Consider the following 23,995-nt stretch of genomic DNA (forward strand, 5'->3'; position numbering starts at 1 on the left):
ACAGCGCGGAGTATGACGCCGCCGCTTCGCTAGCGCCACTCCGAAACGCCGAAGCGCAGCAGACGGTCGCCATCAATCGGTCCGACGGTACGCCCGCGCCCCTTGAGGCCCAGCGCCGCCGCGCGCAACAACCGCTTCTCGCGCAGCACACTGGCCCGCCGCACACCCGCCGAAAGCGCCTGCCAAACTGTCTCCGGTTCGATGAGGCCCGCCACAGCGGTCACGCCCCGCCCGTCCCAGCCCATTGCAACAAGCCGGTCACGCGAATGCCCGGCCTCGCGCGCGGCGCCCGCGACATCAGCCGCATCGGCAAGCGCGGCGGCGGCGAGACCCGCCAGTGCCGTATTGCGCGCCTGCACCGCAACGCAATCGGCAAGCCCCGAAGTCGGCGTGGCGGAGCGAATGCCGCCGATGGCGACACCCCCTTGCAACCCCGCACCGAGCGCCGCGGAAAATTCATGAAGCACCGGCGGCAGGCTCGTCCGCAACGGTACGTTTTCACCTGCTTCCAGATGAACTGCCATCACGTCGCCCACCGAAACCAGCACCAGCGTCGTCCGGCCGCCCTCGCGCATTGCCACCAGAACCGCATCGCAAACCGCACCGGGCAGCGCCGCCAGCGCCGGCGGCAGATCATCGACGGGCATGGCATCGCGCATGGTGTGGAATGCCTCAATCGCAAGCCGCCCGGCACTCCCGCGCGGCAATATATCGGCAGACCCACCTGCAAGAAGTTCGGCATCGGCCATCAGCGCCAACGAAACCTCGCGTGCCATCTCCATGCCCGCATCGAGCGCATCGCGCGCGCCCTCTCCCGCCGCCGCCAGCCGAAGCACGCCCGGCCATACCTCGAATTCTTTCTCAATCAACGATGCAGCAGCCAGCATGGCGGAAACTCGACAGGGAAAAACTATTCAACAACACGAACCGGCGCTTCCGTATGGAAAACCGATCTCTGGCCGAAACGCTTTATGTAGTCGGCCTTGATCGCGGCAAGAGCTGCCACAGCATCCGGTGTTGCATCGTGCACGACAATCACGACCTTGGTCGCCTCTCTCACGATGGCCGCATCGGCAAGTCCCGCGTCGCGCCATTGGCCGTAGGCGTCGACAACGGTCAGCCCGTCGGGAAAGCGCGGCGTCACCGCCTCGACGAGAAATCGCCGCCAGTCGCGCTCGCTGACCGTGCCGCCATCGCCGCGATCGAGCCCGAAATAGAGCGTCGTCTGGACAACACCGGAGACCGGATCGGCAATGGCTGCATGGCGCGGCGATGCGACACCGACAAGTGCCAGAACGACAAGAAAGACATGGATGAATCGGCGGGTCATGGCCCCTACTCTGAACCCTGACGCGCCGCTTCGCTAGCCCTCAGGCGGCCTCGCGCAAGGCCACGTCTGCGATACGAAGACGCAACCCGTCAAGCGCCGGCGTCATGATCAGCTGGCAGGAAAGCCGCGACCAGTCGCCGCCAAAGTTCCGGTCGAGCATATCGACCTCGTCGTCGCGTGGTGGATGAAGCTTCGTCGTCCATTCGGGATCGACTTCCACCTGGCAGGTGCCACAAGCGCAGGCCCCGCCGCATTCGGCGACGATCGGAAAGCCGTAGTCGCGGATGATTTCCATCACCCGCCAGCCCTCGGCGGCTTCGAGCGCTTGCTCAACGCCCTTTTGGTCCACAAGAACGATACGCATTTCTTGCTCCGGCTGTTCAGTGGTTCAAGCGACACCCAGCTTCTTCTGCAGGCTGGTCGACGACGTCGTGTACTGGAAGGTGAGCTTTGCGTCCGGGTTGGCATGGCGAAACGCCGCCTGCGCCATCAGCGCCGCTTCGTGGAAACCCGAGAGAATGAGCTTCAACTTGCCCGGATAGGTGTTGATGTCGCCGATGGCGAAGATACCTGGCACGTTGGTCTGGAACTTCTCGGTATCGACCGGGATCAGATTCTCATGCAGGTTGAGGCCCCAATTGGCGATCGGCCCGAGCTTCATGGTCAGGCCGAAGAACGGCAGTAGCGTGTCGCATTCAAGCTGGAAATCGTTGCCGTCATTGCCCTTCACGGTGACGCCTTCGAGCTGGCCGTTGTCGCCATGCAGCGCCGTGATCTGGCCGAGATGGAACTGCATCTTCTTTTCGTCCACCAGCGCATGCATCTTCTTGACGCTGTCGGGCGCGGCGCGGAAACCGTCGCGGCGATGAATGAGCTGCATGGAGGCCGCAACCGGTTGCAGGTTGATCGTCCAGTCGAGCGCGCTGTCGCCGCCGCCGGAAATCAGAATGTTCTTGCCACGGAAGGTTTCCATGCGCTTGACCGCATAGAAAACCGACTTGCCCTCATAGGCCTCGATGCCGGGGATCGGCGGCTTCTTCGGCTGGAAACTGCCGCCGCCGGCCGCGATGACGATGACCTTCGCTTCGAACACGAGACCGCCATCGGTCTTCACTCGCCAGCGCCCGTCGGGCAGCTTCTCGAGTTCCTCAACCATTTCGTTGTAGTGAAATTCCGGCTTGAAGGGCGCCGCCTGTTCCATCAGACGGTCGGTCAGCTCCTGACCGCTGACGACGGGAAGCCCGGGAATATCGTAGATCGGCTTTTCGGGATAGAGCTCCGCGCACTGCCCGCCCGAGCGGTCGAGAATGTCGATCAGGTGGCATTTCATGTCGAGCAGGCCGAGCTCGAACACCGCGAACAGACCGCACGGCCCTGCCCCGATGATGACCACATCCGTCGAAATCGTTTCCTGCGTCATAGCCGGCACCCGTCTGGTTTCGCCCCACCTGTGGAGCTAAAATAACTTGCAAAAATTGTGGTTTAATCTATTTCACAATCCGCGACGCTTATATAGGGGCGCGGAGGCCCGCCGCCAAGCGGAATTTGCAGAATTGTGGCGCTCCGCGGCGATTTGCGGCGGTATGCGCCCCGTGACATTCCGTCCGCCCTGCCTATTTTATGCGGAGCGCGGCGAAGAGAGAGGCGGAGACGAGAATGGTCAAGTGCAACACCATGGCGGATGTCCGCCGCGAGATCGACCGGATCGACCGCGAGCTGGTGAAGCTGCTGGCGGAGCGCCAGACCTATATCGAACAGGCCGGGGCGATCAAGGGCGAGCGCACGCGGGTGCGCGACGAGGCGCGGATCGAAGACGTGGTGCAGAAAGTGCTGGCCGAAGCCGACCGCGCCGGCCTGTCGCGTGCCATTGCCGAGCCGTTGTGGCGCCTGCTGATCGAGAAATCGATCGCGCATGAATACGAAATTTTCGACGCCAAGCCGCGCGCGACCGGTACCGGCGACTGACAGCCGCCGGCGAGACAAGTTCAGCCCTTCTTGATCAGCGACATTTCTTCCGACAAGGCACGCGCGACGCTCGGACGCTGCGCCAGATCGGCGTAATAGGTTTCGAGCGCCGGCCAGCGGCTGCGATCGATGCCGGCAAATCCACACAGTGTCAGCACGAAAAACGCATAGGCATCGGCAACGGTGAAGCGCTCGCCGACGAGATAGCGCCGCCCCTTCAGCATGCCTGCCAGCGCTTCGAACTTCGCCGGCGCCACTTGGTCGCGGGCGAATGCCTTCGCTTCTGACGGCGATGCAGGATTGAAGATCGCGGCGAGCACCTGCTTGTGCAGTTCGGTCGCGATGAAGTTGAGGCACTCCTGCAGGCGGTAGCGTTCCATCGTTCCGAAGGCCGGCGCCAGACCGGTATCCGGATTGCGGTCGGCGACATATTGCAGGACGGCCGGCCCTTCGGTGAGCAGTTGCCCGTCGTCGAGCCGCAGCGTCGGCACCTGCCCCTTCGGATTGATCGCGTAGAAGTCGGAACCGTCCGCCAGCTGCTTGGTTGCAAGCGTCACCGGGTGGAATGAGGCCGCCTCGTCCTGCCCCGACTCGTAGAGGGCGATGCGTGTGGCGATCGAGCAAGCCATTGGTGCGAAATAGAGATCCATGAATGCCTCCCGCGAGTTGAATTTTTGTACCGATCCGAATAATATTAAGCGGACGCCTGCCGTCAATGATTTTTTGCGAATTGGTACAAAAATGTCGGAAAAAGCCCGCGGGCGCCCACGCGCCTATGATCCGGAGGTCGCGCTGTGGCAGGCGCTGGAAACTTTCTGGGCGAACGGTTTCAGCCGAACCTCGCTCGATGCGCTGGCCGCGGCGACGGGTATGAACCGCCCGAGCCTCTATGCCGCATTCGGCGACAAGAAATCGCTCTACCTGAAATCCTTCGAATGCTTTGCCGGACAATTGCACGCGGCGCTCGACAACGCGGCACATAGCGAGGCGCCGCTCGAGGCGACGTTGCGCGACTTCTATCGGGACGCGATCGAGATTTACATGTCGGGTCCGGACGGTCCGCGCGGCTGCTTCATCATCTGCACCGCGCCGGCGGAAGCCGCGATGGATGCCGACATTCGCGCGGCGCTGAAAGCGGCGCTGGCGGAAATCGACAAGGGCCTCGAAGTGCCGTTCGCAAAGGCAAAGGCCGAAGGACGCCTGCCGCCCGATGCCGACACCGCCGCATTGGCGCGCCTGGCGGCGTCGGTTCTGCACAGCCTCGCGGTCAGGGCCCGCGCCGGCGAAACGAAAGAAGCGCTGCACGCGCTGGCGCGCCAGACCGTGCAATCGCTGTGCTGAGATGAGGGTCGAAAGGAAAAGACGTCTCAGAACTGCTTTTCGGGAAGGTTGACCACAAGCCCGTCGAGCTCGTCGGTCACCTTGATCTGGCAGGACAGACGCGAATTCTCGCGCACGTCGAAAGCGAAATCGAGCATATCCTCTTCCATGCTCTCCGCCGGCCCGACTTTCTCTTTCCACGCATCGGCCACATAGACATGGCAGGTCGCGCAGGCGCAGGCGCCGCCGCAATCGGCATCGATGCCGGGTACCGAATTCTTGATGGCGCCTTCCATCACGGTCATGCCGTTCTCGACATCGATCGCGTGTTCCGTGCCGTTGTGCTCGATAAAGGTGATCTTCGCCATTTGATTTTCTTGCCGGATGTTGGAAAGGCGCGAACCCCCGCATGAGGGCCGGCACATAGATGCCGCAGCGGCTTCGGCTTTTCAACCCCTCAATCCGGTTAACCCCCCGGGATCGCCCGGACAAGGCGCCGCACCCCCTGTTGTCGGCCTGTCGCAGGCGGCGCATAGTCTGGAACAACAACGAAAAACCGCCGGGAGCGCGACGGAAATGCCAGAGCCCAAACAGGCACCCATGAACGTCCTTTTCATCACCGCCGACCAGTGGCGCGGCGAATGCCTGTCGGCCCGCGGCCACCCGACGGTCAAGACGCCGAACCTCGACGCGCTGGCGAGGGAGGGCGTTCTCTTCCGCAATCACTTCGCCAACACCGCGCCCTGCGGGCCCTCGCGCGCCTCGCTGCACACCGGCATGTATCTGCAGAACCACCGCTCGGCGACCAATGGCACGCCGCTCGACGCGCGCCACACCAACTGGGCGAAGGAAGCGGCGCGCATCGGCTACGACCCGGTGCTCTTCGGTTACACCGACACCAGCCAGGACCCGCGCGAGGAGGATCCCGAAAGCCCCTGGCTGACGACCTATGAAGGCCCGCTGCCCGGCATCCGCCCGATCTGCATGATGGGCACCTGGCCGACGCCGTGGACGGACGATCTGAAAGAACGCGGCTTCGAAGTGCCGAAAGACATCCGCTACGCCTATGGCCATCGCGCGCCGGGCCCGGAATATGAGGACGGCGCCGCGGTGCCTCGCCCGCTCGTCTATCCGAACGAAGTCGACGACACGGCGTTCCTGACCAACCGCCTGATGGAGTTCATCGGCGAATCCGAAAAGCCTTTCATCGCGCATCTGTCGCTGTTGCGCCCGCACCCGCCTTTCGTTGCGCCGGAGCCTTACAACGCGATGTACGATCCCGAAAACGTGCCGGGTTTTGCGCGGCAAGCGACGCCCGAAGTGGAAGCGGCGCAGCATCCCTGGCTCGAACACCAGCTCGGCCGCAAGCTCTTCCGCGCGCCCGCCGACGAGAAAAAGCTCCGCCGGCTGAAGGCCGTCTATTACGGGCTGATGTCGGAAGTCGACGCCGCACTCGGCCGTGTTTTCGATTTCCTGAAACAGACCGGCCGCTGGGACAACACGCTGATCGTCTTCACCTCCGACCACGGCGAACAGATGGGCGACCGCTGGCTCTTGGGCAAATGCGGCTGGTTCGACGCGTCCTACCACATTCCGCTGATTGTCCGCGACCCGCGCCCCGCGGCCGACGCGACGCGCGGACGCGTCGTCGATCAGTTCACGGAGAATGTCGACATCATGCCGACCATGCTCGATTTCATCGGCGCCGAAACGCCGGTGCAATGCGACGGCAAATCGCTGATGCCCTTCCTGACGACGACCCGCGCGCCCGAAAACTGGCGCAAGGAAGCGCATTGGGAATATGATTTCCGCGATCCGGCCGACGACACGGCCGAGAAACGTCTCGGCCTGACGCTGCATCAATGCACGATGAACGTGATCCGCGACGCGAAATACAAATATGTTCACTTCACGCATCTGCCACCGCTCTTTTTCGATCTCGAAAAGGACCCGCATGAATTCGACAATCGCGCGGGCGACCCCGCCTACCTGCCCCTGATGCTCGAATATGCGCAAAAGCTGCTCTCCTGGCGGATGAACCACGACGAACAGACGCTGACCCATATCGCGCTGACCGACGACGGACCCGTGGCGCGCAAGGCGGCGCGCTATTGATCCGTGAGCGGATTTTAAAGGCTGCGGAAAGGCCGGGGATAAGTCATTTGTGACAGTTTCGTGACAGCCGAAAACGGCTGCAGACCCCCCTCTGTCACAAAACTGTCAAAAAACTGTCACAAATGGAATTGGCGGCGACTTATCCCCGGGACTGGCCGCACTTATCCCCGCTGGAGCGCGATTGACGGCGACGAATTCGGAGACGATCCGAGAGACGCGCGCGGAGACCGGCACGGCGCTTTTGAAGGGGACGTGTTGAGGGTGCTTAGCGGTGCGATCAAGAGGGTGAATTCAGGTGTCCGGATCGGTGCTTTCCAAGGTGATGCGTTGAGGGCTGTGTTCGGTGCGAAGGGAAGGGCCGATTTCGGAGCTTCCGATGGTGGGCGTACGGACTGTGGGGATAATGACCGACCACCCTCCCACATTCGTCTCCCCCGGGGCTTGACCCGGCAAAGACGAAGTGGAGGCGGAAGAATAATCCGCTAACGGATTATTTTATCGTCATTGCGAGGAGCGATAGCGACGAAGCAATCCAGAAGCGGCAAACTCGGCGCCCGCCGCCTCTGGATTGCTTCGCTGCGCTCGCAATGACGGGAATGTGAAGTTTCTTGGAAAGGCCCCCTCACCCTTCCCAACGCAGCGCCGCTGCGTTGGGCCCCTTCCCTCTCCCCCTGAAGGGGGCGAGGGAGAAGTGGACGCCCCCTACCAGCTCACCCGAAAATTGAGCGTCGCCGCATGGGCGGTTGCGTTCTTGCTGGCGGCGAGGCGGTAGCCGGCTTCGAGGACGGTCGAGGGCCCAAGCGCCAGCGCGAGGCCGGTGCCGAGTTCGAGCGTGTCGCGGCCGGGCGGCGCGGCGTGGATGGTGAAGCTGCCGCCCGCAAGCGCGGCCGATGACGCGGCGGCGCTGTCGGCAAATTCGTGGGCCCAGCCGAGCGTGACGTCGGCGGCGAGATCGGAACCGGCATAGGCGAGCGTCGCGCCGAGGCGGCTGCGCAGCGACGAACGCGTGGCAGCCGAAACATCGAGCGCGGCGCTGCCGCCATTGCTTTCGGAAAATTCCTTGCGCTCGAGATGCGCGAAGGCGAAGCCCGCCTCGGGCGCGAGCGTGAAGGACGGCGCCAGCGCAAAGGCCCGCGTCAGCCCCGCCGCGCCGGCGAGGCCCCAGCCATCGGCATCGCCTTCGGGATCGGCGGCGAATGCGCCGGCGCGCACGGCGCGGTTCGTTTCGTAAGCATCGGTGCCGCCGATCAGATGTCCGTGAAGCGTGGCGGGGCCGAGCGCCTGCGCGCCATAGACGGCGGCGAACAGGCTCGTTACATCGGCCGAGCCATTGGCGGCGGCGACACTCGTTTCGACCTGGCCGATGGCAACGCCCAGCCGAAGCTCGGGCGTCGCGGCGCCTTCGACGCCGAAGACGAAGCCGCGATGATCATTGTCGTAGCCCTGAATGCCGCCGGCATCGCGCTGGCGGCCACGACTGTCGAAGACCTGCATCCAGGCCCCCTTCGCCGCCGCCCTGCCCGCTCCGGCCGGCGGGGCGAAGACCAGCGACTGAAGGAGGCGCCGCCCGGCCAGCGCCGCATCGAGCGCATCGGCATGGACCTGCCCCGTCAGGCTGTCGAGCGCCGGCGCAATCGCCGCCGCAGCGAGCGGCGCCAGCGCCGGAAAGAGATCCGTCGCCGCGCCGGCCGGACGGACGCCCGCCGCCGGACGGATCGCGTCGAGCGCCGCGCCGACCGAGGCCTGATTGCGGTTCTGGGAAAGCCCCGCCGCCGCTAGATCGCCATAGGCCGCCGGCGTGACGACGAGATCGATCGTCTGCGCGCCATAGATCACATCCATCCGCGTGCCGGGCGCGAGCCCCGAACCCGGCTGCGCCAGCGCGGCAAAGGAGCCGGTGACGCCGCCTTCGGCCGCGACGATGCCGTCGAAGCGCTGGCCGAGCACGGGCGTGAAATCATTGTTGGCGGGCGGCGTGATGCCGCGAAGACGGATATCGAGCGTGCCGTCGGCGGCAAAACCGTTTCCGGCGCCGAGTACCAGCACCCGGTCATAGCCGCCGGCGCCGTCGACCGGCAACGGCCCGTCGACCTCGATTTCGAGCGTCGCGCCCGGCGCCATGACGACCGGAGCGAGAAAGGTCAGCGTGCCGGGCGACTGACCCGGCGACAGCGTGCCGCCGATATTGGTCTGTGTATTGACGATACCGCCGCCACCGAGAATGCCGCCCGGCCCGACATCGAGCGGGCCGCCGGTCAGCACGCCATTGACCAGCAGTTTGCCGTCCTCAACCTCGGTGCCGCCCTCGAAACTGGCGAAGGAGGCGATTTCGAGCGTGCCCGAACCCTGTTTGACGAGCCCGCTGTCGCTGTCGATCGGATCGGTGAGCGAAACATCGTCGGAACGGTCGAAGGTGATCTCGGATGGCAACACCGGCACGAAGAGCGCCGCATACCAGCCGATGCCCTGATATTCGGCGCCTTCGATCTGCAGACCTTGGCCGAGATCGGGGGTGAAGAGATGCCAGCCACTCGCCGGATCGAAGAAGCGATAGATGGCGCCGGCGCCGGGCCAGGCGCGGTCGAAGGCACCGAAGGCACGTCCCTCGTCGTCCCAGTCGCTGTCGGCGGCGAGCAACGCCTTCTCGTCGGCATCGAGCGTGTAGATGCGGTCGCCGGTCGCCGCGGAAAAAAAGGCATCGACGTCGAGAACGCCCGGCCGCGCCGATTCATTGGCAAAATCGACGCCGGCCTCGGTCAAGCCGGCACCCAGCAGCGCCGCGACTTCATTGGTGCTTGTGGTGAAGCGGTCCGGACCGTCCGGATCGTTGAGGCGGAAGACGACCGGCAGATCGTCGTCGAGATCGTAAGCGGCGAAATCCTGCGCCGCATAGCTGACCGTCCGCGGATCGTCGAGGCTGAGGTCGATGGCAAACATCTGCGGCAGCGCCGCTTTGGTATAGATCGTGTCGGGATCGGGCGTGCGGCCGGGACCGCCGGGATTGTAGATGTCGCTGTAGCCCGCAACGGCGGACGTCGGAATCTCGACCCAGCGCAGAAGCGCGATCGCCGCTTCGTCGCCCTTCAGCACGATGTCGAAATAATTGTCGTGGTCCTCGACATAATAGATGCGGTCGTAAGGATCGTCCTGGGGTGCGCCGGTTTCGGCGAGACCGACAATTTCGACCGTGCCGACACCGAGATCGTAGACGCGGCCGACTTCGTCGATCAGCACGTCGTTGCCCTCGGCATCGACCGCATGCAGCCGGAAGAAGGTTTCGAAATCGGTGGGCAGGAAGCCGCTGACGCCATCGGGCGAGAAACCGCCCGAGGTGAAAAGACGCAGCCGGTATTCGGCATCGTCGCCATAGAGCGAATAGGCGTCGTTGGGAAAGGCATTGGCGAGCGATTGCGGCGCGAAATCGCCGACCGGCGAAAAGTGGTTGAGCTTGGCGCCGACCAGCCCCGGACCGGCGACATAGGGGTTGGCGCTCGGCGCCGTGAGGCCGACGATCGAGACTGGCCCGTCGGGCCCGACCGCCATCAGCGGCGAGGAGCCTTCGACGAAGGCGACCGACACGGGATAGATCGCACCCGCCTCGCCCGGCGCCAGGCGATTGCCGAATTCGCCGAAGACGACGATCACATGACGCTCATTGTAGTCGTAATTGGGATTGAGCGCGGCGAGAACGGGCGTCACGACTTCGCCGGTGTTGAGCGTGATCGCAATATTGTCGGGCGAGAGCGAGCCCGGCAGGATCGGCCAGCTGACCTCGATCGGCATCGCGTCGGCAAAGGTTACCGTGCCGCCATAGCCGGCCGCCGCAACACCGACGACGCCGGCGCCCGATGTCAGATTGCGCAAGGGCGGAACGGGATCGAGCGCGGCCCAGTCGAGATTGACGCCGGCACCGGCAGCGACGGCAAGCGCCAGATCGTCGGCCGTCTGCAGGCCGGGAATGCCGATGATGCCTTCGAAGCCGTAATTGGCGGCAAGGATTTCCGGCTGGTCCGACCAGAGGTCGGCGTTGATGAGGATCGGCCGCTGAAACTCGATATAGGCCGGCATCTGCGTGGCCGGCGTGTCGGCGCGTACAGGCGCGGCGGCCAGGGCGAAGGAGAGAAGGACGACCGGATATCGAAACCGCCTGCCCATGACTGCCCTCCCCGACCGGCATCTGCCCGCGCCGCCCCTTGCGGACCGGGCCGAGACGCGCTTTCACCCGGGGCCCTGTTTATATATTAGCACGTCGAGTGTCAATTTATTTGGGGGCGCGCCGCCCCTTGCTTTCCGCCAGCCGTCGCCCCCATGCTGGACGGCCAACGCCGGAGGAGAACCCATGACATCGCGCCTGACGCTGCTTGCCGCCTTCGCCCTTGCCGCCGCGCTCTTCGCCATCACCCACTACGCGCCGATCCCTTACGGCTTGAAGGATGTGACGGCGGCGGGAGGACGCGCGCAGATTCTCGATCTCGCACCGGCCTTCACGGGCGAGGCGGTGCATGCGCGGCTTGAGGCCTTCGGCGCGGAAGGCCGCGCGGTCTATCAGCGCTTCGCGGTGACGACGGATGTGGCGTTCCCGCTGGCGCTGATGGTGTTTCTTCTGGTGTTTGCGCGTTTCGCGGGCGAACGCGCGTCATTGCCCCGCACCGCGCGCGGCCTTGTGCTGGCGGTGCCCGTTCTCTGGTTTGCCACCGACATGATCGAGAACCTGACGATCTTCACGCTGATCGCGCAGTTCCCCGCGCGCAACGACTTGCTGGAACCAAATCTCGGCTATGTGACGCTTGCCAAGCGGGCGCTGCTGCTGGCGTCCCTTGCGCTGCCGGTCCTCTTGCTCCTCTGGACGATGGCACGCCGCCTCGGCGCGGGACGCAACGCACCGGCAAACTGATCCGGCGCCCCTTGCCACCCTCCCCGTTCTCCGGCACTTCCGAGTGAGTGTCGCCGTCACGACACCGGCAGGACATCCGGCGGTGCGATGGGGCCGAGCGGCGGCGCGGGCGGCAGTTTCCATTTTCCGGCCATCTCGAAGAACCGGTCGAGGATCGCCAGCTTGGTGTCGCCGATCCGGACCGGCGCCGGATTCCAGTCGACATCGCGCCAGCCGTTCTGCGCCTGTGCGTCGAGATCGTGAACCGGCAGGAAATCCGTCAGCGAAGAAAAGCGTTCGCGGTCGGACGCGTGGCCGCGTTCGCTGTTGAGCGGATAGAACATGACCACCGGAATGCCCATCGCGATGGCCGGCAGCGCACAATGGAGCAACGTCGTGACGACGAGCCGGGCGCGCGCCCGGTAGAGCTCAAGAAGGCTTTCCGCCTCGCGCATGTTGGCGGCGAAATCGTTCGAACCCGAATAATGCGAGACGAAATTGCAGGGCCCCAGCTCCGGCGGCAACCGGTCGCATATCCGCGCATCGCGCGAGACGACGAAGACCTCGGACTGCGCGTCGCTGGCGACACGGCGCGGCAATGTCAGCGACAGGCAGTGACTGACAAAGGTCTCGACGCCGTGCCCGGCAAGCAGTTGTGCGGTGTAGCTGTCGCGGCAGCCGATGGGCTGGTGGCGCCGATAGAATGCGATGGCCGCGTCGGACACCAGCGCCGGACATTGAAACAGCCGGATATGAAAGCCGAAGAGCAGCGGCGCAAGCTTCGGGTGCGGCGGCCATTCGGCGTCATTGGTCTTGAACCAGCCATTGAGCAATATGCCGACCTCGCCCCCTTCTGCGTCGAGACAGGGCGCCGACATGATTTCGTCGTCACGGTCGATCTCATGGCGATGCGCGACGCCGAAGCGCGACAGCAGCTGCCGGCCGGCAAGGATCTGGACATGGTCGCCGAGATTCTCGGTCGCCACTTTCAGCGACGCAAATGCCGCCGGCGCGGCGGCCGGCCCGGTCGGCGGCGCTGAAACCGGCAGCATTTCCGCATCGGGACCGAGCACCCGCGCCAGAACCGAGTCCGGGTGCAGCGGTCGGGCCAGCCGATGGGTCAACTTGAAGACGGGTGTCGTCCAGTCGATCCGGTCTCCGACATCCGCCGCCGGACTGTACATGCAGCCGGGCGCCTGCAACGCATGAGATGGACCGGCACTGACCTTCGGCACGCGGGACCACAGGCCGGCAAAAAATCCGCTGGTTTCGCAGATCGTCTTGAACCGGTGGTGAAACCAGAAATAGTCGTTCGAGCGGGTGCGATCCTGCCAGTACTCAATCGTCTTGCGATACCACTCGGCAACAAGCCGGTTGTCCGGTTCCGCGCTCAGGAACCATGACGAGAGCGGGCGGGTGGGAACCGGATCGGCAAAGGCAAAAAATCCTTCCTGCATGACATCCGGCAGCCAGTCGTCGAGCGGCCGGTTGCAGAACAAGGTGGCATCGGCCCATACGCCGCCAAACTCGTGAAGCAGAGAAATTCGAACGATGTCCGACAATGACGCCGCCGTGATCGTCCGGTTGTCGAGATCGATCAGATCCCGAATGGGAACGAAACGCTCGACGGTCCGCGCGTCGAGGCAGCGGAACTCCCAATCGGGGTTCTTTCGCTCCCAACTGTCGAGACATTTCCGAACCAGCGGCGGCGCGGCCTCGCGCCCCTGAAACCAGCACGCCCAGATCGTCTTTCTCATTCCGGGTGCGTGTCTTTCGGCAACGGCTTTCCATGTTCATCGACAAGGACGCGGCCCTGCGGCGCGTTGACCAGACAGGCGGCGCGCTCCTCGGCCAGCCGCCGCCCCTCCTCATCGAAGGACATCAGCGGGTGATCCTTCAGCTTCTGTTCGATGGCATCGAGAAGGCCGGTGAAGGGCGGCTGGTCCTTCGCCGCCTTGCGGATCGACTGCCATTGCCGCAACGCATCGCCATTGACATAGAACATCACCAGCGCGTCCCGGTCGATCGTCGAGGAGAAGCCGTGATAGGACGAGAATTGCGGCACGAAGGTGCAGACCGAATTGGCCTTGAAGCGGGCCAGATAATGCGGCTTCAGCTCCTTGTCGTAGAGAATGGTCGCGTTGCGCTCTTCCTGCTCCGGCGTTACCGGATGTTCGGGAATGTAGAAGACCAGCGACAGGAACTTCGGCGGAATGTCGATGTGAATGTTCTGGAAGCGTCCCGCCTCGGTGAAGACGAATTCGAATTCCTCATGGATCGCCAGCGCATCGGCCAGCGCCGCGCTGGGCACGCGGTAGAACTTGCGCAGGATCGCCTGCTTGACCTCACGGTCGGAGAAGACGCGCCGGAAGCAGCCGATGACGTCGCTGTAATCCTCGACGAGATTGTAACGCTTGTTGACGTAGAGCGGATTGTCCTGATGGCGCTCGCTGACCTTGTCGCTGTGCTTGAACGCCAGCATGTGCGCCCGCAGCGCCGCGTAATAATCCGCCGGAAAGATGTTCTCGATGAAGGCGTGCTCGAAAGGCCAGGTGCTGCCCTGGGTCTCGGCGATGCGCTGCAGCACATGGGCACGGCAGCGATTGAAATCGGTTACCGATCCGCCGGTCACGGGCGCCGCGTCGTCGAGAGCGGCCGGAAGACTGTTCGTCATGATCGAATCCGCAACGGCACAACAGGAAAACAAGGAGTTCAGACGCTACCCAAGGCGAAAGCGCGTGTAAAGCCGCGCCCCGCCCCCTTGCCACCTGCCGCCCGGCCCGCGCATTCTTACCCTGCCCCACGCCAACAATATGTACTTGACACCATATTATCTGGAGTCCATATTTTCATGACATGGCAGGTGCTCTTCGATGCGGCTTTCGAAGCCGAGTTCAACGAAATGCCCGAAGACGCTCAGGACGAGTTGCTGGCCCATGCCCGGCTGCTCGAAACCTTCGGACCGCAGCTGCGGCGGCCACATGCCGATACACTGGAAGGGTCGAAGCACGCCAATATGAAGGAGCTGCGCTTCGCGGCCGATGACGGCGTCTGGCGCGTGGCCTATGCCTTCGATCCCGAGCGCAAGGGCATCCTGCTGGTCGCCGGCGACAAGTCGGGGCAGTCAACGAAACGGTTCTACAAACAGTTGATCGCCAGGGCCGACAAACGGTTCGATGCGCATCTGGCGCGTCTGAAGAAGAAAGAAGGCCGCTGATGCCGAAGAATCTCAAGGAGATGATGGACCGCCTCCCGGCGGCGCGCCGCAGGAAGATCGAGGCGCGCGCCGGAGAACTGATCGCCGAGGAAATGACGCTTCGCGATCTGCGCAAGGCGCGCGAACTGACACAGGAGCGAATGGCCGACGTTCTCAAGATCGGACAGGACAGCGTGTCGCGGCTGGAGCAGCGGTCGGATCTGTTGCTCTCGACACTGAAGACCTATGTCGCGGCGATGGGCGGATCGCTCGATCTCGTCGCCCGGTTCCCGGACCGCCCGGCGGTGGTCGTGTCCGGCATCGGCGAACTCGCGCCTGAGAAGAACGCCGGAAAACCGAAGAGCGGTCGGAACAAGGCGGCGCGAGGGAAGTGAGGCGCAGAAGAGGCGGATAGCGTCTCCGAGCAGCCCCTTGCCACCCTCCCCGTTCTCCGGCACTTCTGAGTGACCGCCGCCGCAAGAATCGGAAGACCGCAACCCGTGACCGACACACATCAGATCGAAGCCGTGGTGATCGGCGCGGGCGTTGTCGGGCTGGCTTGCGCGCGAGCGCTGGCGCTCAAGGGCCGCGAGGTTGTGGTGCTGGAGCGGCATGGCGCCATCGGCACCGAGACCTCGTCGCGCAACAGCGAGGTGATCCATGCCGGCATCTACTATCCGCAAGGGAGCCTGAAGGCGCGGCTCTGCGGGGCGGGCCGCGCGGCGCTTTACGATTTTCTCGAAACGCGGAAGCTGCCGCACAGGCGCCTGGGCAAGCTTATTGTCGCCAGCGATGCGGGCGAGGCGCAAGCGCTTGACGGGATCGCGGGCCGCGCGCGGGCGAACGGCGTGGTGGATTTGCGGGCGCTGACCGGCGCGGAGGCCCGCGCGCTGGAACCGGCGCTCCGTTGCGCGGCGGCGCTGCTATCGCCCTCGACCGGGATACTCGATGCGCATGCGTTCATGCTCGCCTTGCGCGGCGAGCTCGAAGATGCGGGCGGCGCCATTGCCTTCAACACCGAATTCGCGCGTGCGGAACGCGGGGCGGACGGATTTGTCATTCATGCGGGCGGAACGCGGCTGAAAACGAAGCTGCTGGTCAATGCGGCGGGGCTCGCGGCGGCGCGCGTCGCGCGGGCAATCAAGGGGCTCGATGCGGGCCATGTGCCGGCACTGCATTTTGCGCGCGGCAATTATTTTTCCTGCGCGGCGCGGGCGCCGTTTTCGCGGCTGATCTATCCGGCCCCTTCCGGCGATGGCGGGCTCGGCGTGCATCTGACGCTCGACATGGGTGGCGCGGCGCGTTTCGGGCCCGATGTCGAATGGCTCGCGGAGAGCGGGACGCCGGATTACACCGTCGACGCCGCGCGGGGCGAGGCGTTTTACGCGGCGATCAGGCGCTACTGGCCGGCGCTCCCCGACGGCGCGCTGGCGCCTGCCTATTCCGGCATCCGCCCGAAGCTGGCGCGCGGCGACAGCGACTTTGCGATGGCAGGGCCGGAAGCGCACGGGGTGCCGGGCCTCGTCAATCTCTTCGGCATCGAAAGCCCGGGCCTGACGGCCTCGCTGGCGATCGCCGACGAGGTTGTGGGGATGCTCGAGGATTTTTGATTCACGCGACGGCGCGGAAAAGAAAAGAAGGACTCACGCAGAGGCGCAGAGACGCAGAGGGGCTGTGCCCTTGAGACCGGCCGTGCCTCCATTGTTTCAATGATTGCGCCTGCGGCGCGAAGACACTTCCGGCGCGAAGCGCCAGAAAACCTTCTCTTTCGTCGCTGCCGCTCCGTCCATGCATCCGGTTGGGGAAGCGCAGTGCCTTGCCGCAGATGCGGCACCTCTGCGTCTCTGCGCCTCTGCGCCTCTGCGTGCAAAAAACCGCCGCGCTTCAGGCGTCGACGATGCTGTCGATGAAGGCGTTGACGGCGGCCGCCGCATCGCGGAGGCGGGCGAGGATGTCGTCGCGGCCTTCGCCGTCGACGGCCATCCATTCGGCTTCCTCGGCGAGTGCCGCCAGCGGCCAGGCGCCGAGGCCCTTGGCCGAGCCCTTGAGGCTGTGGGTGGCGTTCTTCCAGTCGATGGCGGTGACCGCCGTTTCGATGCGTTCGATATAGATGCCGGCCTGGGCGCGGAAGAGACCGAGCAGTTCGATCTCCAGCGCGCGGTTGCCGAGCGTGTATTTCGCCAGATGCACCAGATCGAGCGGCCGCCCGGCCGGGACCGAAGCCTCGCCGGCCCGGAACGTCATCGCCGCGCCTGCCGCATTCGCCGTCGCCGCACTTGCCTGGGGTTTCATCGGACCCGCTCCATGCCGTCATTCCCGTTGCAGGCAGCTTAGGGGCGGAGGCGCTGCAGAATCGTTAAGCCGGACCGGGCGGCGGGCGGCGGTCATTGCAATTATGGTTAACAAGGGCCTAAGCTGACCCCGACAGCGCGTTCCAGCGGGCCCCGAGAGCCGGCAACCACGCGCCGTCAGCCCCCCTTTCGGCCCCCGGCATGTCCCCCGTGCCCGGGGCCTTTCTTTGTGGCGGCCTTATGGTTGACGGCGCCGGGGGCATCGGACAGGCTGACGCGATGTGGCGGGCGGCCAAGGCCCCCGGACGGGCCAGGGGAGGCCGGAACTTTCATGAAAAACAATGACATGTCGCCAACAGCCGAAACGCGGCCCGCCACCGAAGACAGCGCGACGCCCGGCGAAGCAACCGAACCCCGCGTCCACGCCGCCAATGAGGACAGCCCCGAAACCGGCGCCCTCTACCGGCTGATCCAGCGCCGCCCGAGCCCGCGCATTTTCGGCGCCGCGCTGGTCGCGAGCCTTTTCGTTCTGGGCGCCGAGGCCGCCTTTCTCTGGGGCCGCTACGGGACCGACGGGCTGCAGGCCCTGACGCAGCTTGAAACCGGATTGATCGCGGCCGCCGCCCTCGCCCCCGTCACGCTGATCTGGATGCTGGCCTTTGTCGTCTGGCGCGGCCAGGAAATGCGGCTGATGGCCGACGCGCTGGCCCGCACCGCGATCCGCCTGTCGGACCCGGAAGATTTCGCCAGCGGTCAGATCGCCACCATCTCGGGCGCCGTGCGCCGCGAACTCGCCGGCATGCGCGAAGGGCTCGACGCGGCGCTGAAACAGGCAAACGACCTGAAGGAGATCGTCGCCCGCGAGGTCGAGGAGATCGACCGCGGCACCGGCCGCGCCGAATTCCGCACACGGGCGATGGAAGAACTGCTGGGCCGCCACCGGGAGAGCCTTGAGGAAATCGCCCGCACACTCGGCAGTGAAAGCGATGCGATTTCACGCGCCGTCCGCGAACAGGTCGAGGCCGTGCGCGGGCTGACCGGCAAGGCCGAAAGCGACCTGAAGGCCGCCGGCGACCGGGTGTCGGAACAGGCCGGGACGCTCGGCCGCGTCAGCGAAGCGGCGCGCGCCGGCGCCGATGCGACCGCGCTGATGCTGGAGCGCCAATCCTCGCGCCTCGAAGTGGTGGCGGCGGGCGCGCTCGGCAAGGCCGAGGATCTCGGCCAGCGCTACGACCAGCAGCGCGCGGCGATTGCCGAGGCGGCCGACCGCATGAATGCCGAACGCGAGCGGCTCGACAGCGCGTTCGAACGTCATCGCGCGACGATGGAAACGGCCGATGCGGCCCTTGCCCGCCATACGGCGCAGATCGGCGTGGCCGTCGAAAACCTCGGCACCGGCATCGAAGCGACCTTCGACACCGCCGCCGCCCGCGCCGCCGCCTTGCGCGACATGATCGCCGGCGAAATCCGCAATGCCGCCGCCGAGGCCGAAAGCGCCTCGACCGCCGTCAGCCGCTCGGCCGGCGCCGCGACACGGGCCATCGGCGCCACCGTCGACGAATTGAAAGCCGCGACCGGCGCGCTCTCGACCGATGTGGCGCGCTCGGCCGCCGAAGCGATCGACAAGACCACCGAAAAGGTCAAGTCGGCCACCGTCTCGATGAGCGAAGAGGTGATGCGCGTCACGACGGCGCTGACAAGCGAGATCGCCGGCCGCACCGGCGAGTTGCGCGGCATCATCGAGGCGACGGCCGCCGAAAGCGACAATGCGGCCGAACGTTTCAACGCCGCCATGATCCGCCTCGGCGGCACGGCGCGCGAAGCCGGCCGCGCGCTGCACGAGGCGACCGACGATCTGGCCGCCCGCATCGACGAATTGCCCGGCGAGGCCGCCGAAAGCGCGCTGGCGCTGAAGAACGTGCTGCAGGAACAGGTTTCGGCGCTGGCGACCATCGCCGAAATCGTGGTGCGCCATGCGCGCACGCTCGACCGCTCGGCCCCCCTCCACGATATCGGCGCGCCGGCGCGGCCAACACCGCAAACGCCGCGCGCGGCCGAGAGCCCGCGCCGCTGGGGCCTGTCGGAATTGCTGGCCGCTGCCGAACGCAAGCCGGCCGCACCCGACGCCGCCGACATCACCGGTGGCGGCGAGCGCGACTTCCAGCGCGCCTCGCTGCATGTGATCGAAACGCTGCAGGCGCTGGCCATCGACCTCGATGCGGCGCTCGAGCAAAGCCCGCCGGCCGAACTCTGGCAGCGCTACCAGGCCGGCGAACGCAACGTCTTCACGCGCCGGCTTTACAACCTGGCCGGACGCGATCTCTATGACCGCATTGCGACGAAATACAAGAAGGATGCCGACTTCCGCACCCATGTCGACCGCTTCACCGCCACTTTCGAAAACCTGCTCGGTGCCGCCACCGCCCGCGACCGCGACAACATCCTGGTGCAGACCTATCTGACATCGGACACCGGCAAGGTCTATCTGATGCTCGGCCAGGCGACGGGGAAACTGGGCTGAACTGCGGCCGTTGGCCGGAATGAAAGCGAGAGGCCCTGCCAGAGCAGGGCCTCTTTATTTTGCACGCAGAGGCGCAGAGACGCAGAGGGGACTGTATGCGTGGCTGGTTCCCGTTTCCTGTCGCTTGATTGCCTTTGCCGGGCGAAGCCCGGCAAGAAAGGAAGTGGCGTATGCGGGGGCCTCGTGCGCTCGCTCCGCGTGACGACACCTCTGCGCCTCTGCGTGAATCCTTACCTTATGACGATGCGCGTTTCGGGAAGGCCTTTGCGCCTTCGTCGAGCGTCCAGAGCGCGATGTCCGACAGCACTTGCCCGAGAGCGGCGTCATAGGCGGCAACGATGTCGGTCATCTTGCCGCTGGCCGAGGGCGCCGTCGCGGCGAATTCGCGGCTGGCGACAATCGAGCGGTCGGAGGCGCGCAGGAGGCGAACATAAAGCGTGACGCGCGCTTCCGTCGCCGCCTGGCCGAGGCCCTGCGTGGCAACGCGCGCCGCCGCAAACTGGCGAATGTCGCCGACCAGCGCAAGGTCCATGCGCGCGCCGCTGCCCGAACCGATGGCGGACGGGAAATGTCCGGTATTGTGCAATGTCTCGACCGTCAGCGCGGCGATCATGCGCGGTGCGCGGTCGCTCCAGCGCGCGCCGGCATAATATTTGATCTCGTTGGGCGACGGCTGAAAGACGATGCGCGTCGTATCGACGGCGGCCGGCGCCGAAAATTCCTCGACAACCACCTGCGCCATCGCCGCCACCGCGCCTGCCGGCACCTGCGGCGTCGCCGCCGTCAACACATAAAGACTGGGCGCCGGCTCGCTGGCGACATTGGCCAGCGCACAGGCGCCGAGCGGCCCGAGCATCAGGCCGAGGCCCGCCACGCGCAGCATTTTTCCAAACCGGCTGTCCATCGCGCCCTGCCCTCTCATTCGGCCCTGACCTCGGGCACATTTTTGCCGATCAGAAAGCGGGCCGGATCGTCCTGCGCCCGCGACGCGATCCGGTCGAGCGAGGCCACCAGCGCCCGCGTTTCGGCGACCAGTTGCGGCAATTGCGCAAGGCCGGCGCCGAGGCCGGGCCCGCTCTGTTTCAGAACCGTGTCGAGTTCCTCGGCGACCAGACGATAGGAATGCGCGGCCTCGCGCGCATCGGTGAGGAAGAGGCGGACATCGTCCTTGAGCAGCGCATCGGCATTGCGGCTCAGGCTGTTGAGATGCACCGAGGCCTCGGAAAGCTGCTTGATCGCCCGGCTCATGTCATTCGAACCGCCGGCCAGCGCCGCCGATATCGTGTTCATGTTTTCGATCGCCTCGGTGATCGCTTGCTGGTTGGCGGTCACAACCGCATTGAGGTCGCGGATCAGACTGTTGGCGCTTTGCAGCGTTTCGGGGCCGGCCGCGAGCAGATCCTGGAACACGGACGGCGCGGCGCGGATGATCGGGTATTCGCGATCGGATGGCGCCGTCAGCGGCGCCGATCCCTCGGTGCCGCCGGTGATCTGGATGAAGGCAACGCCGGTGAGACCCGAGAGCTCAAGCTGCGCCACCGAATCTTCCTTGATCGGCGTGCGCGCATCGAGTTCGACGATGGCGACAACCTTGTTGGGATTGCGCTCCATCAACCGCAGGTCGACGACCTTGCCGACCGGCAGGCCGTTATATTGCACCGGGCCCGAGACCGAGAGACCCGACACCGAACCGTCGAAGATGATCATGTAATAGGCAAACTGGCGATTGAGCTGCACGCCGTTGAGCCAGAGCACAAACAGGAAGATGCCGACCAGTGTCAGCAGCGTGAAGGCGCCGATCAGCACATTGTTGGACTTGATTTCCATGGCTCTTACTTGCCCGCAAAGGCCGCGCGCGCCCGCGGCCCGTGAAAATATTCATGCACCCATGAATGACGGCTCAACAGCATGTCGTCGATCGTGCCGATCAGAATAACATGCTTCTCGGCAATGACCGCTATCCGGTCGCAGGTCGCATAGAGCGTATCAAGGTCGTGGGTGACCAGAAAGACCGTCAGGCCCAGCGTTTCCGTCAGATCGTTGATCAGCTCGTCGAACGCCGCCGCGCCGATCGGATCGAGACCGGCGGTCGGTTCGTCGAGAAAGAGGATTTCCGGGTCGAGCGCCAGCGCACGGGCCAGGCCCGCTCGCTTTCGCATGCCACCGGACAGCTCCGAGGGGTAGAGCGTGGCCGCCGCCGGTTTCAACCCCACCATCGCAATCTTGACCGCCGCCAGTTCATTCATCAGCTCCGGCGACAGATGGAGATGCTCCCGGTACGGAACCTGGATGTTTTCGGCCACGGTGAGCGCCGAAAAGAGCGCCCCGTCCTGGAACAGCACGCCCCAGCGCCGCTCATGGAGGCGGCGCTCTTCTTCCGGCAGTTCGGCAAGGTCGATGCCGAAGACACGGATGCGCCCGGCATCGGGCGTCTTGAGGCCGAGGATCGTGCGCAAGAGGACCGACTTGCCGGTACCCGAACCGCCGACAATGCCGATCACCTCGCCGCGCTTCACCGTCAGATCGAGACCGTCATGGACGACATTGTCACCGAACCGCGTGACAAGGCCCTCGACTTCGATGATGGGTTCGCCCTTCTGCATGGCCTAGATATCCACAGCGGTGAAGAACATGGCGAAAAGCGCATCGAGAACGATGACGAGGAAGATCGAATAGACGACCGAGCGTGTTGTCTGCGCGCCGACCGATTCGGCGCTCCCCGAAACCGCCATGCCGGCGCGGCAGCCGACCAGCGCGATGGTGGCGGCCATGAACGGCGCCTTGACCAGACCGACGCCGAAGGTCCAGAAACCGATCGCCTCCTGCACGCGCTGGATATAGACGCCGGGCGACATGTTGAGCATCAGCTGCACGACGACGCCGCCGCCGATCAGGCCCATGATATTGGCGACGAAGGTCAGCAGCGGCAACGCCACGATCAGCGCCAGCACGCGCGGCAGCACCAGCATTTCCATCGGGTCGAGACCGAGCGTGCGCATCGCATCGATTTCCTCGCGCATCTTCATCGAACCGATTTCAGCCGTGAAGGCGCTGCCCGAACGTCCGGCCACGATGATCGCGGTCAAGAGCAACCCGACCTCGCGCAGGAAGATGATGGCGATCAGATTGACCGTGAAGACCTCGGCACCGAACTGCTTGAGCTGTACCGCACCCTGCTGGGCAACGACGGCGCCGATCAGAAAGGTCAGCAGACAGACCAGCGGCAACGCGTCGAAACCGGCCTTCTCCATGTGATGCATGAAGGGAACGATGCGAAATCGACTCGGATGGACGATGGTGCGGCCGGCGGTGACGACAACGGCACCGACGAAACCGAGCATGCCCAGCGCCTCGCCGCCAATGGCGCGCACCGCCTCGCCGACCCGGCCGGTGAACTCGATATAAAGCGGCTGCGAAAGATGGATGACGGGTTCGGGCACGCCGCCCCGGCCGATCTTGTCGATCAGGATGCGCTGGGCCTCGCTGATGTTCTTGAGATCGACCGCCAGTCCGCCCGCCCGCAGGAACGTCGCCGTGCGCGCCAGCACGCAGGCGCCCGCCGTGTCGAAACGGCTGATATCCGTGAAATCGATTTCGGCGCGCCGGGCCTCCGGCGGCGCGGCCAGCAGCTTGCGCAATTGCCGGTCGATCGGATCGAGATGGACAATCGACCAGTCGCCCGCCGCCACGATGCGCAAGGTCCCGGCCTCGACGCCGATCGTGCAGGACGCTGGCGTCGCGGCATCCGGCTCCCGTCCTGCTGAATTATGCGTCCCGGCCAAACCGCCCCCAAAATCCGCCCCGCACCCGTCGATTGACGCACTGTGCCCCCGGGCCCGGCCGACGGCAAGCAATCCCACACGGGCCTTGCGCGCGCGCGTGCCGCATGGATTTGCCGGCACCGCCGGGCTAGTTTCCTGCTCTGTCCCGGCGGCAGCCGGGCTCAATCCCGGTCCCGACCTTCAGAAAGGTGTTCCCATGCGTGGTTTCTATGCAGGTTTGACGGCAATCGGTCTGGCGCTTTCGCTGCCGGGCGCGGCGCTCGCCGAGGAGGCCGATCTCGCCGCCGGTGAGAAGCTCTTTGCCCGCTGCAAGGCCTGCCACACGCTCGATGAGGGCGGCAAGAACGGCATCGGCCCCAATCTGCACGGCATTTTCGGCAGCACGGCCGGAACGCGCGAAGGCGTCACCTATTCCAAGGCCATGAAGGCCAAGGGCGAGGAAGGCCTGGTCTGGACCGATGAAACGCTCTCGACCTATCTCGAGCGCCCGGCGGCGATGGTGAAGGGCACCAACATGGCTTTTCCCGGCCTGAAAAAGCCCGAGGAACGCGCCAGCCTGATCGCCTATCTGAAGCGCGAGACCGACGCCGAATAAACTTCCA

The 23,995-nt window shown here is 65.2% G+C and carries 23 protein-coding genes; 9 read left to right on the plus strand and 14 right to left on the minus strand.

The window, feature by feature from the left end:
- Window positions 1–29: 29 nt before the first annotated feature.
- The 4 genes from Q7V31_RS12545 to Q7V31_RS12560 are packed head-to-tail and all read right to left on the minus strand — an operon-like array spanning window position 30 to window position 2,750.
- Window positions 30–887 (minus strand): hypothetical protein, encoded by an 858-nt coding sequence (locus Q7V31_RS12545; protein ID WP_304734821.1) that lies wholly within the window; start codon window positions 885–887, stop codon window positions 30–32.
- Window positions 888–910: 23 nt separating this feature from the next.
- Window positions 911–1,330 (minus strand): DUF3574 domain-containing protein, encoded by a 420-nt coding sequence (locus tag Q7V31_RS12550; RefSeq protein WP_304734822.1) that lies wholly within the window; start codon window positions 1,328–1,330, stop codon window positions 911–913.
- A 40-nt stretch (window positions 1,331–1,370) separates the two neighbouring features.
- The gene (locus Q7V31_RS12555) at window positions 1,371–1,694 is read right to left on the minus strand and encodes a 2Fe-2S iron-sulfur cluster-binding protein (protein ID WP_304734824.1); all 324 of its coding nucleotides are present in this window, start codon (window positions 1,692–1,694) and stop codon (window positions 1,371–1,373) included.
- A 24-nt stretch (window positions 1,695–1,718) separates the two neighbouring features.
- A complete protein-coding gene (locus Q7V31_RS12560) occupies window positions 1,719–2,750 on the minus strand; it encodes an NAD(P)/FAD-dependent oxidoreductase (protein WP_304734825.1) in 1,032 nt (343 codons plus the stop codon).
- 236 nt (window positions 2,751–2,986) lie between these two features.
- On the opposite strand from Q7V31_RS12560, the gene Q7V31_RS12565 reads away from it, so the two are divergent.
- A complete protein-coding gene (locus Q7V31_RS12565; RefSeq protein ID WP_304734826.1) occupies window positions 2,987–3,295 on the plus strand; it encodes a chorismate mutase in 309 nt (102 codons plus the stop codon).
- A gap of 20 nt (window positions 3,296–3,315) precedes the next feature.
- On the opposite strand, the gene Q7V31_RS12570 is transcribed toward Q7V31_RS12565, so the two are convergent.
- Window positions 3,316–3,945: a glutathione binding-like protein gene (locus tag Q7V31_RS12570; RefSeq protein ID WP_304734827.1), complete on the minus strand. Its 630-nt coding sequence runs from the start codon at window positions 3,943–3,945 to the stop codon at window positions 3,316–3,318.
- Window positions 3,946–4,036: 91 nt separating this feature from the next.
- On the opposite strand from Q7V31_RS12570, the gene Q7V31_RS12575 reads away from it, so the two are divergent.
- Complete coding sequence (locus Q7V31_RS12575) at window positions 4,037–4,636, plus strand: TetR/AcrR family transcriptional regulator (RefSeq protein WP_304734828.1); 600 nt, start codon at window positions 4,037–4,039, stop codon at window positions 4,634–4,636.
- A 26-nt stretch (window positions 4,637–4,662) separates the two neighbouring features.
- On the opposite strand, the gene Q7V31_RS12580 is transcribed toward Q7V31_RS12575, so the two are convergent.
- On the minus strand, window positions 4,663–4,983 hold the full coding sequence (locus Q7V31_RS12580; protein WP_293507108.1) for a 2Fe-2S iron-sulfur cluster-binding protein: 321 nt from the start codon (window positions 4,981–4,983) through the stop codon (window positions 4,663–4,665).
- A 232-nt stretch (window positions 4,984–5,215) separates the two neighbouring features.
- On the opposite strand from Q7V31_RS12580, the gene Q7V31_RS12585 reads away from it, so the two are divergent.
- Window positions 5,216–6,730, plus strand: coding sequence for an alkaline phosphatase family protein (locus Q7V31_RS12585; RefSeq protein WP_304734830.1), 1,515 nt, complete (start codon window positions 5,216–5,218; stop codon window positions 6,728–6,730).
- Between the two features lie 702 nt (window positions 6,731–7,432).
- Here the strand turns inward: Q7V31_RS12585 and Q7V31_RS12590 are convergent.
- On the minus strand, window positions 7,433–10,885 hold the full coding sequence (locus Q7V31_RS12590) for an autotransporter domain-containing protein (RefSeq protein WP_304734831.1): 3,453 nt from the start codon (window positions 10,883–10,885) through the stop codon (window positions 7,433–7,435).
- A 184-nt stretch (window positions 10,886–11,069) separates the two neighbouring features.
- Here Q7V31_RS12590 and Q7V31_RS12595 point away from each other — a divergent pair, with 184 nt between their 5' ends.
- Window positions 11,070–11,624 (plus strand): hypothetical protein, encoded by a 555-nt coding sequence (locus tag Q7V31_RS12595; protein WP_304734832.1) that lies wholly within the window; start codon window positions 11,070–11,072, stop codon window positions 11,622–11,624.
- Window positions 11,625–11,680: 56 nt separating this feature from the next.
- On the opposite strand, the gene Q7V31_RS12600 is transcribed toward Q7V31_RS12595, so the two are convergent.
- Together Q7V31_RS12600 and Q7V31_RS12605 are read right to left on the minus strand one after the other, a co-directional pair.
- Window positions 11,681–13,360 carry a capsular polysaccharide synthesis protein gene (locus Q7V31_RS12600; RefSeq protein WP_304734834.1) on the minus strand — a complete coding sequence of 560 codons (1,680 nt, stop codon included), beginning with the start codon at window positions 13,358–13,360 and terminating at the stop codon, window positions 11,681–11,683.
- The gene (locus Q7V31_RS12605; protein WP_304734835.1) at window positions 13,357–14,277 is read right to left on the minus strand and encodes a hypothetical protein; all 921 of its coding nucleotides are present in this window, start codon (window positions 14,275–14,277) and stop codon (window positions 13,357–13,359) included. The genes Q7V31_RS12600 and Q7V31_RS12605 overlap by 4 nt, the downstream gene beginning before the upstream one ends.
- A gap of 177 nt (window positions 14,278–14,454) precedes the next feature.
- Here Q7V31_RS12605 and Q7V31_RS12610 point away from each other — a divergent pair, with 177 nt between their 5' ends.
- From Q7V31_RS12610 to Q7V31_RS12620, 3 genes are all read left to right on the plus strand, one after another.
- The gene (locus Q7V31_RS12610) at window positions 14,455–14,820 is read left to right on the plus strand and encodes a type II toxin-antitoxin system RelE/ParE family toxin (protein WP_304734837.1); all 366 of its coding nucleotides are present in this window, start codon (window positions 14,455–14,457) and stop codon (window positions 14,818–14,820) included.
- On the plus strand, window positions 14,820–15,194 hold the full coding sequence (locus Q7V31_RS12615; protein ID WP_304734838.1) for a helix-turn-helix domain-containing protein: 375 nt from the start codon (window positions 14,820–14,822) through the stop codon (window positions 15,192–15,194). Before Q7V31_RS12610 ends, Q7V31_RS12615 begins: the two co-directional genes overlap by 1 nt.
- Window positions 15,195–15,299: 105 nt before the next feature.
- Entirely contained in the window at window positions 15,300–16,409 is a 1,110-nt protein-coding gene (locus Q7V31_RS12620; protein ID WP_304734840.1) for an NAD(P)/FAD-dependent oxidoreductase, read from the plus strand.
- Between the two features lie 274 nt (window positions 16,410–16,683).
- On the opposite strand, the gene Q7V31_RS12625 is transcribed toward Q7V31_RS12620, so the two are convergent.
- Window positions 16,684–17,091 carry an Hpt domain-containing protein gene (locus tag Q7V31_RS12625; RefSeq protein WP_304734841.1) on the minus strand — a complete coding sequence of 136 codons (408 nt, stop codon included), beginning with the start codon at window positions 17,089–17,091 and terminating at the stop codon, window positions 16,684–16,686.
- Window positions 17,092–17,421: 330 nt separating this feature from the next.
- Here Q7V31_RS12625 and Q7V31_RS12630 point away from each other — a divergent pair, with 330 nt between their 5' ends.
- The gene (locus Q7V31_RS12630) at window positions 17,422–19,611 is read left to right on the plus strand and encodes a hypothetical protein (protein ID WP_304734842.1); all 2,190 of its coding nucleotides are present in this window, start codon (window positions 17,422–17,424) and stop codon (window positions 19,609–19,611) included.
- Window positions 19,612–19,846: 235 nt separating this feature from the next.
- Here the strand turns inward: Q7V31_RS12630 and Q7V31_RS12635 are convergent, their stop codons facing one another.
- Genes Q7V31_RS12635 through Q7V31_RS12650 form a run of 4 tightly spaced genes read right to left on the minus strand, consistent with a single transcriptional unit; the run spans window position 19,847 to window position 23,393 of the window.
- Entirely contained in the window at window positions 19,847–20,515 is a 669-nt protein-coding gene (locus Q7V31_RS12635; RefSeq protein ID WP_304734843.1) for an ABC-type transport auxiliary lipoprotein family protein, read from the minus strand.
- Window positions 20,516–20,529: 14 nt separating this feature from the next.
- Window positions 20,530–21,438: an MlaD family protein gene (locus tag Q7V31_RS12640; RefSeq protein ID WP_304734844.1), complete on the minus strand. Its 909-nt coding sequence runs from the start codon at window positions 21,436–21,438 to the stop codon at window positions 20,530–20,532.
- Between the two features lie 5 nt (window positions 21,439–21,443).
- Window positions 21,444–22,214 (minus strand): ABC transporter ATP-binding protein, encoded by a 771-nt coding sequence (locus Q7V31_RS12645; RefSeq protein ID WP_304734845.1) that lies wholly within the window; start codon window positions 22,212–22,214, stop codon window positions 21,444–21,446.
- Window positions 22,215–22,217: 3 nt separating this feature from the next.
- Complete coding sequence (locus tag Q7V31_RS12650) at window positions 22,218–23,393, minus strand: ABC transporter permease (protein ID WP_304734847.1); 1,176 nt, start codon at window positions 23,391–23,393, stop codon at window positions 22,218–22,220.
- A 196-nt stretch (window positions 23,394–23,589) separates the two neighbouring features.
- Between Q7V31_RS12650 and Q7V31_RS12655 the strand changes: the two genes are divergently transcribed.
- Window positions 23,590–23,988 (plus strand): cytochrome c family protein, encoded by a 399-nt coding sequence (locus Q7V31_RS12655; RefSeq protein WP_304734848.1) that lies wholly within the window; start codon window positions 23,590–23,592, stop codon window positions 23,986–23,988.
- The last annotated feature ends 7 nt before the right edge of the window (window positions 23,989–23,995 follow it).

Origin of the sequence: Parvibaculum sp., assembly GCF_030651915.1 — a bacterium.
In the GTDB taxonomy this organism is placed as follows: domain Bacteria; phylum Pseudomonadota; class Alphaproteobacteria; order Parvibaculales; family Parvibaculaceae; genus Parvibaculum.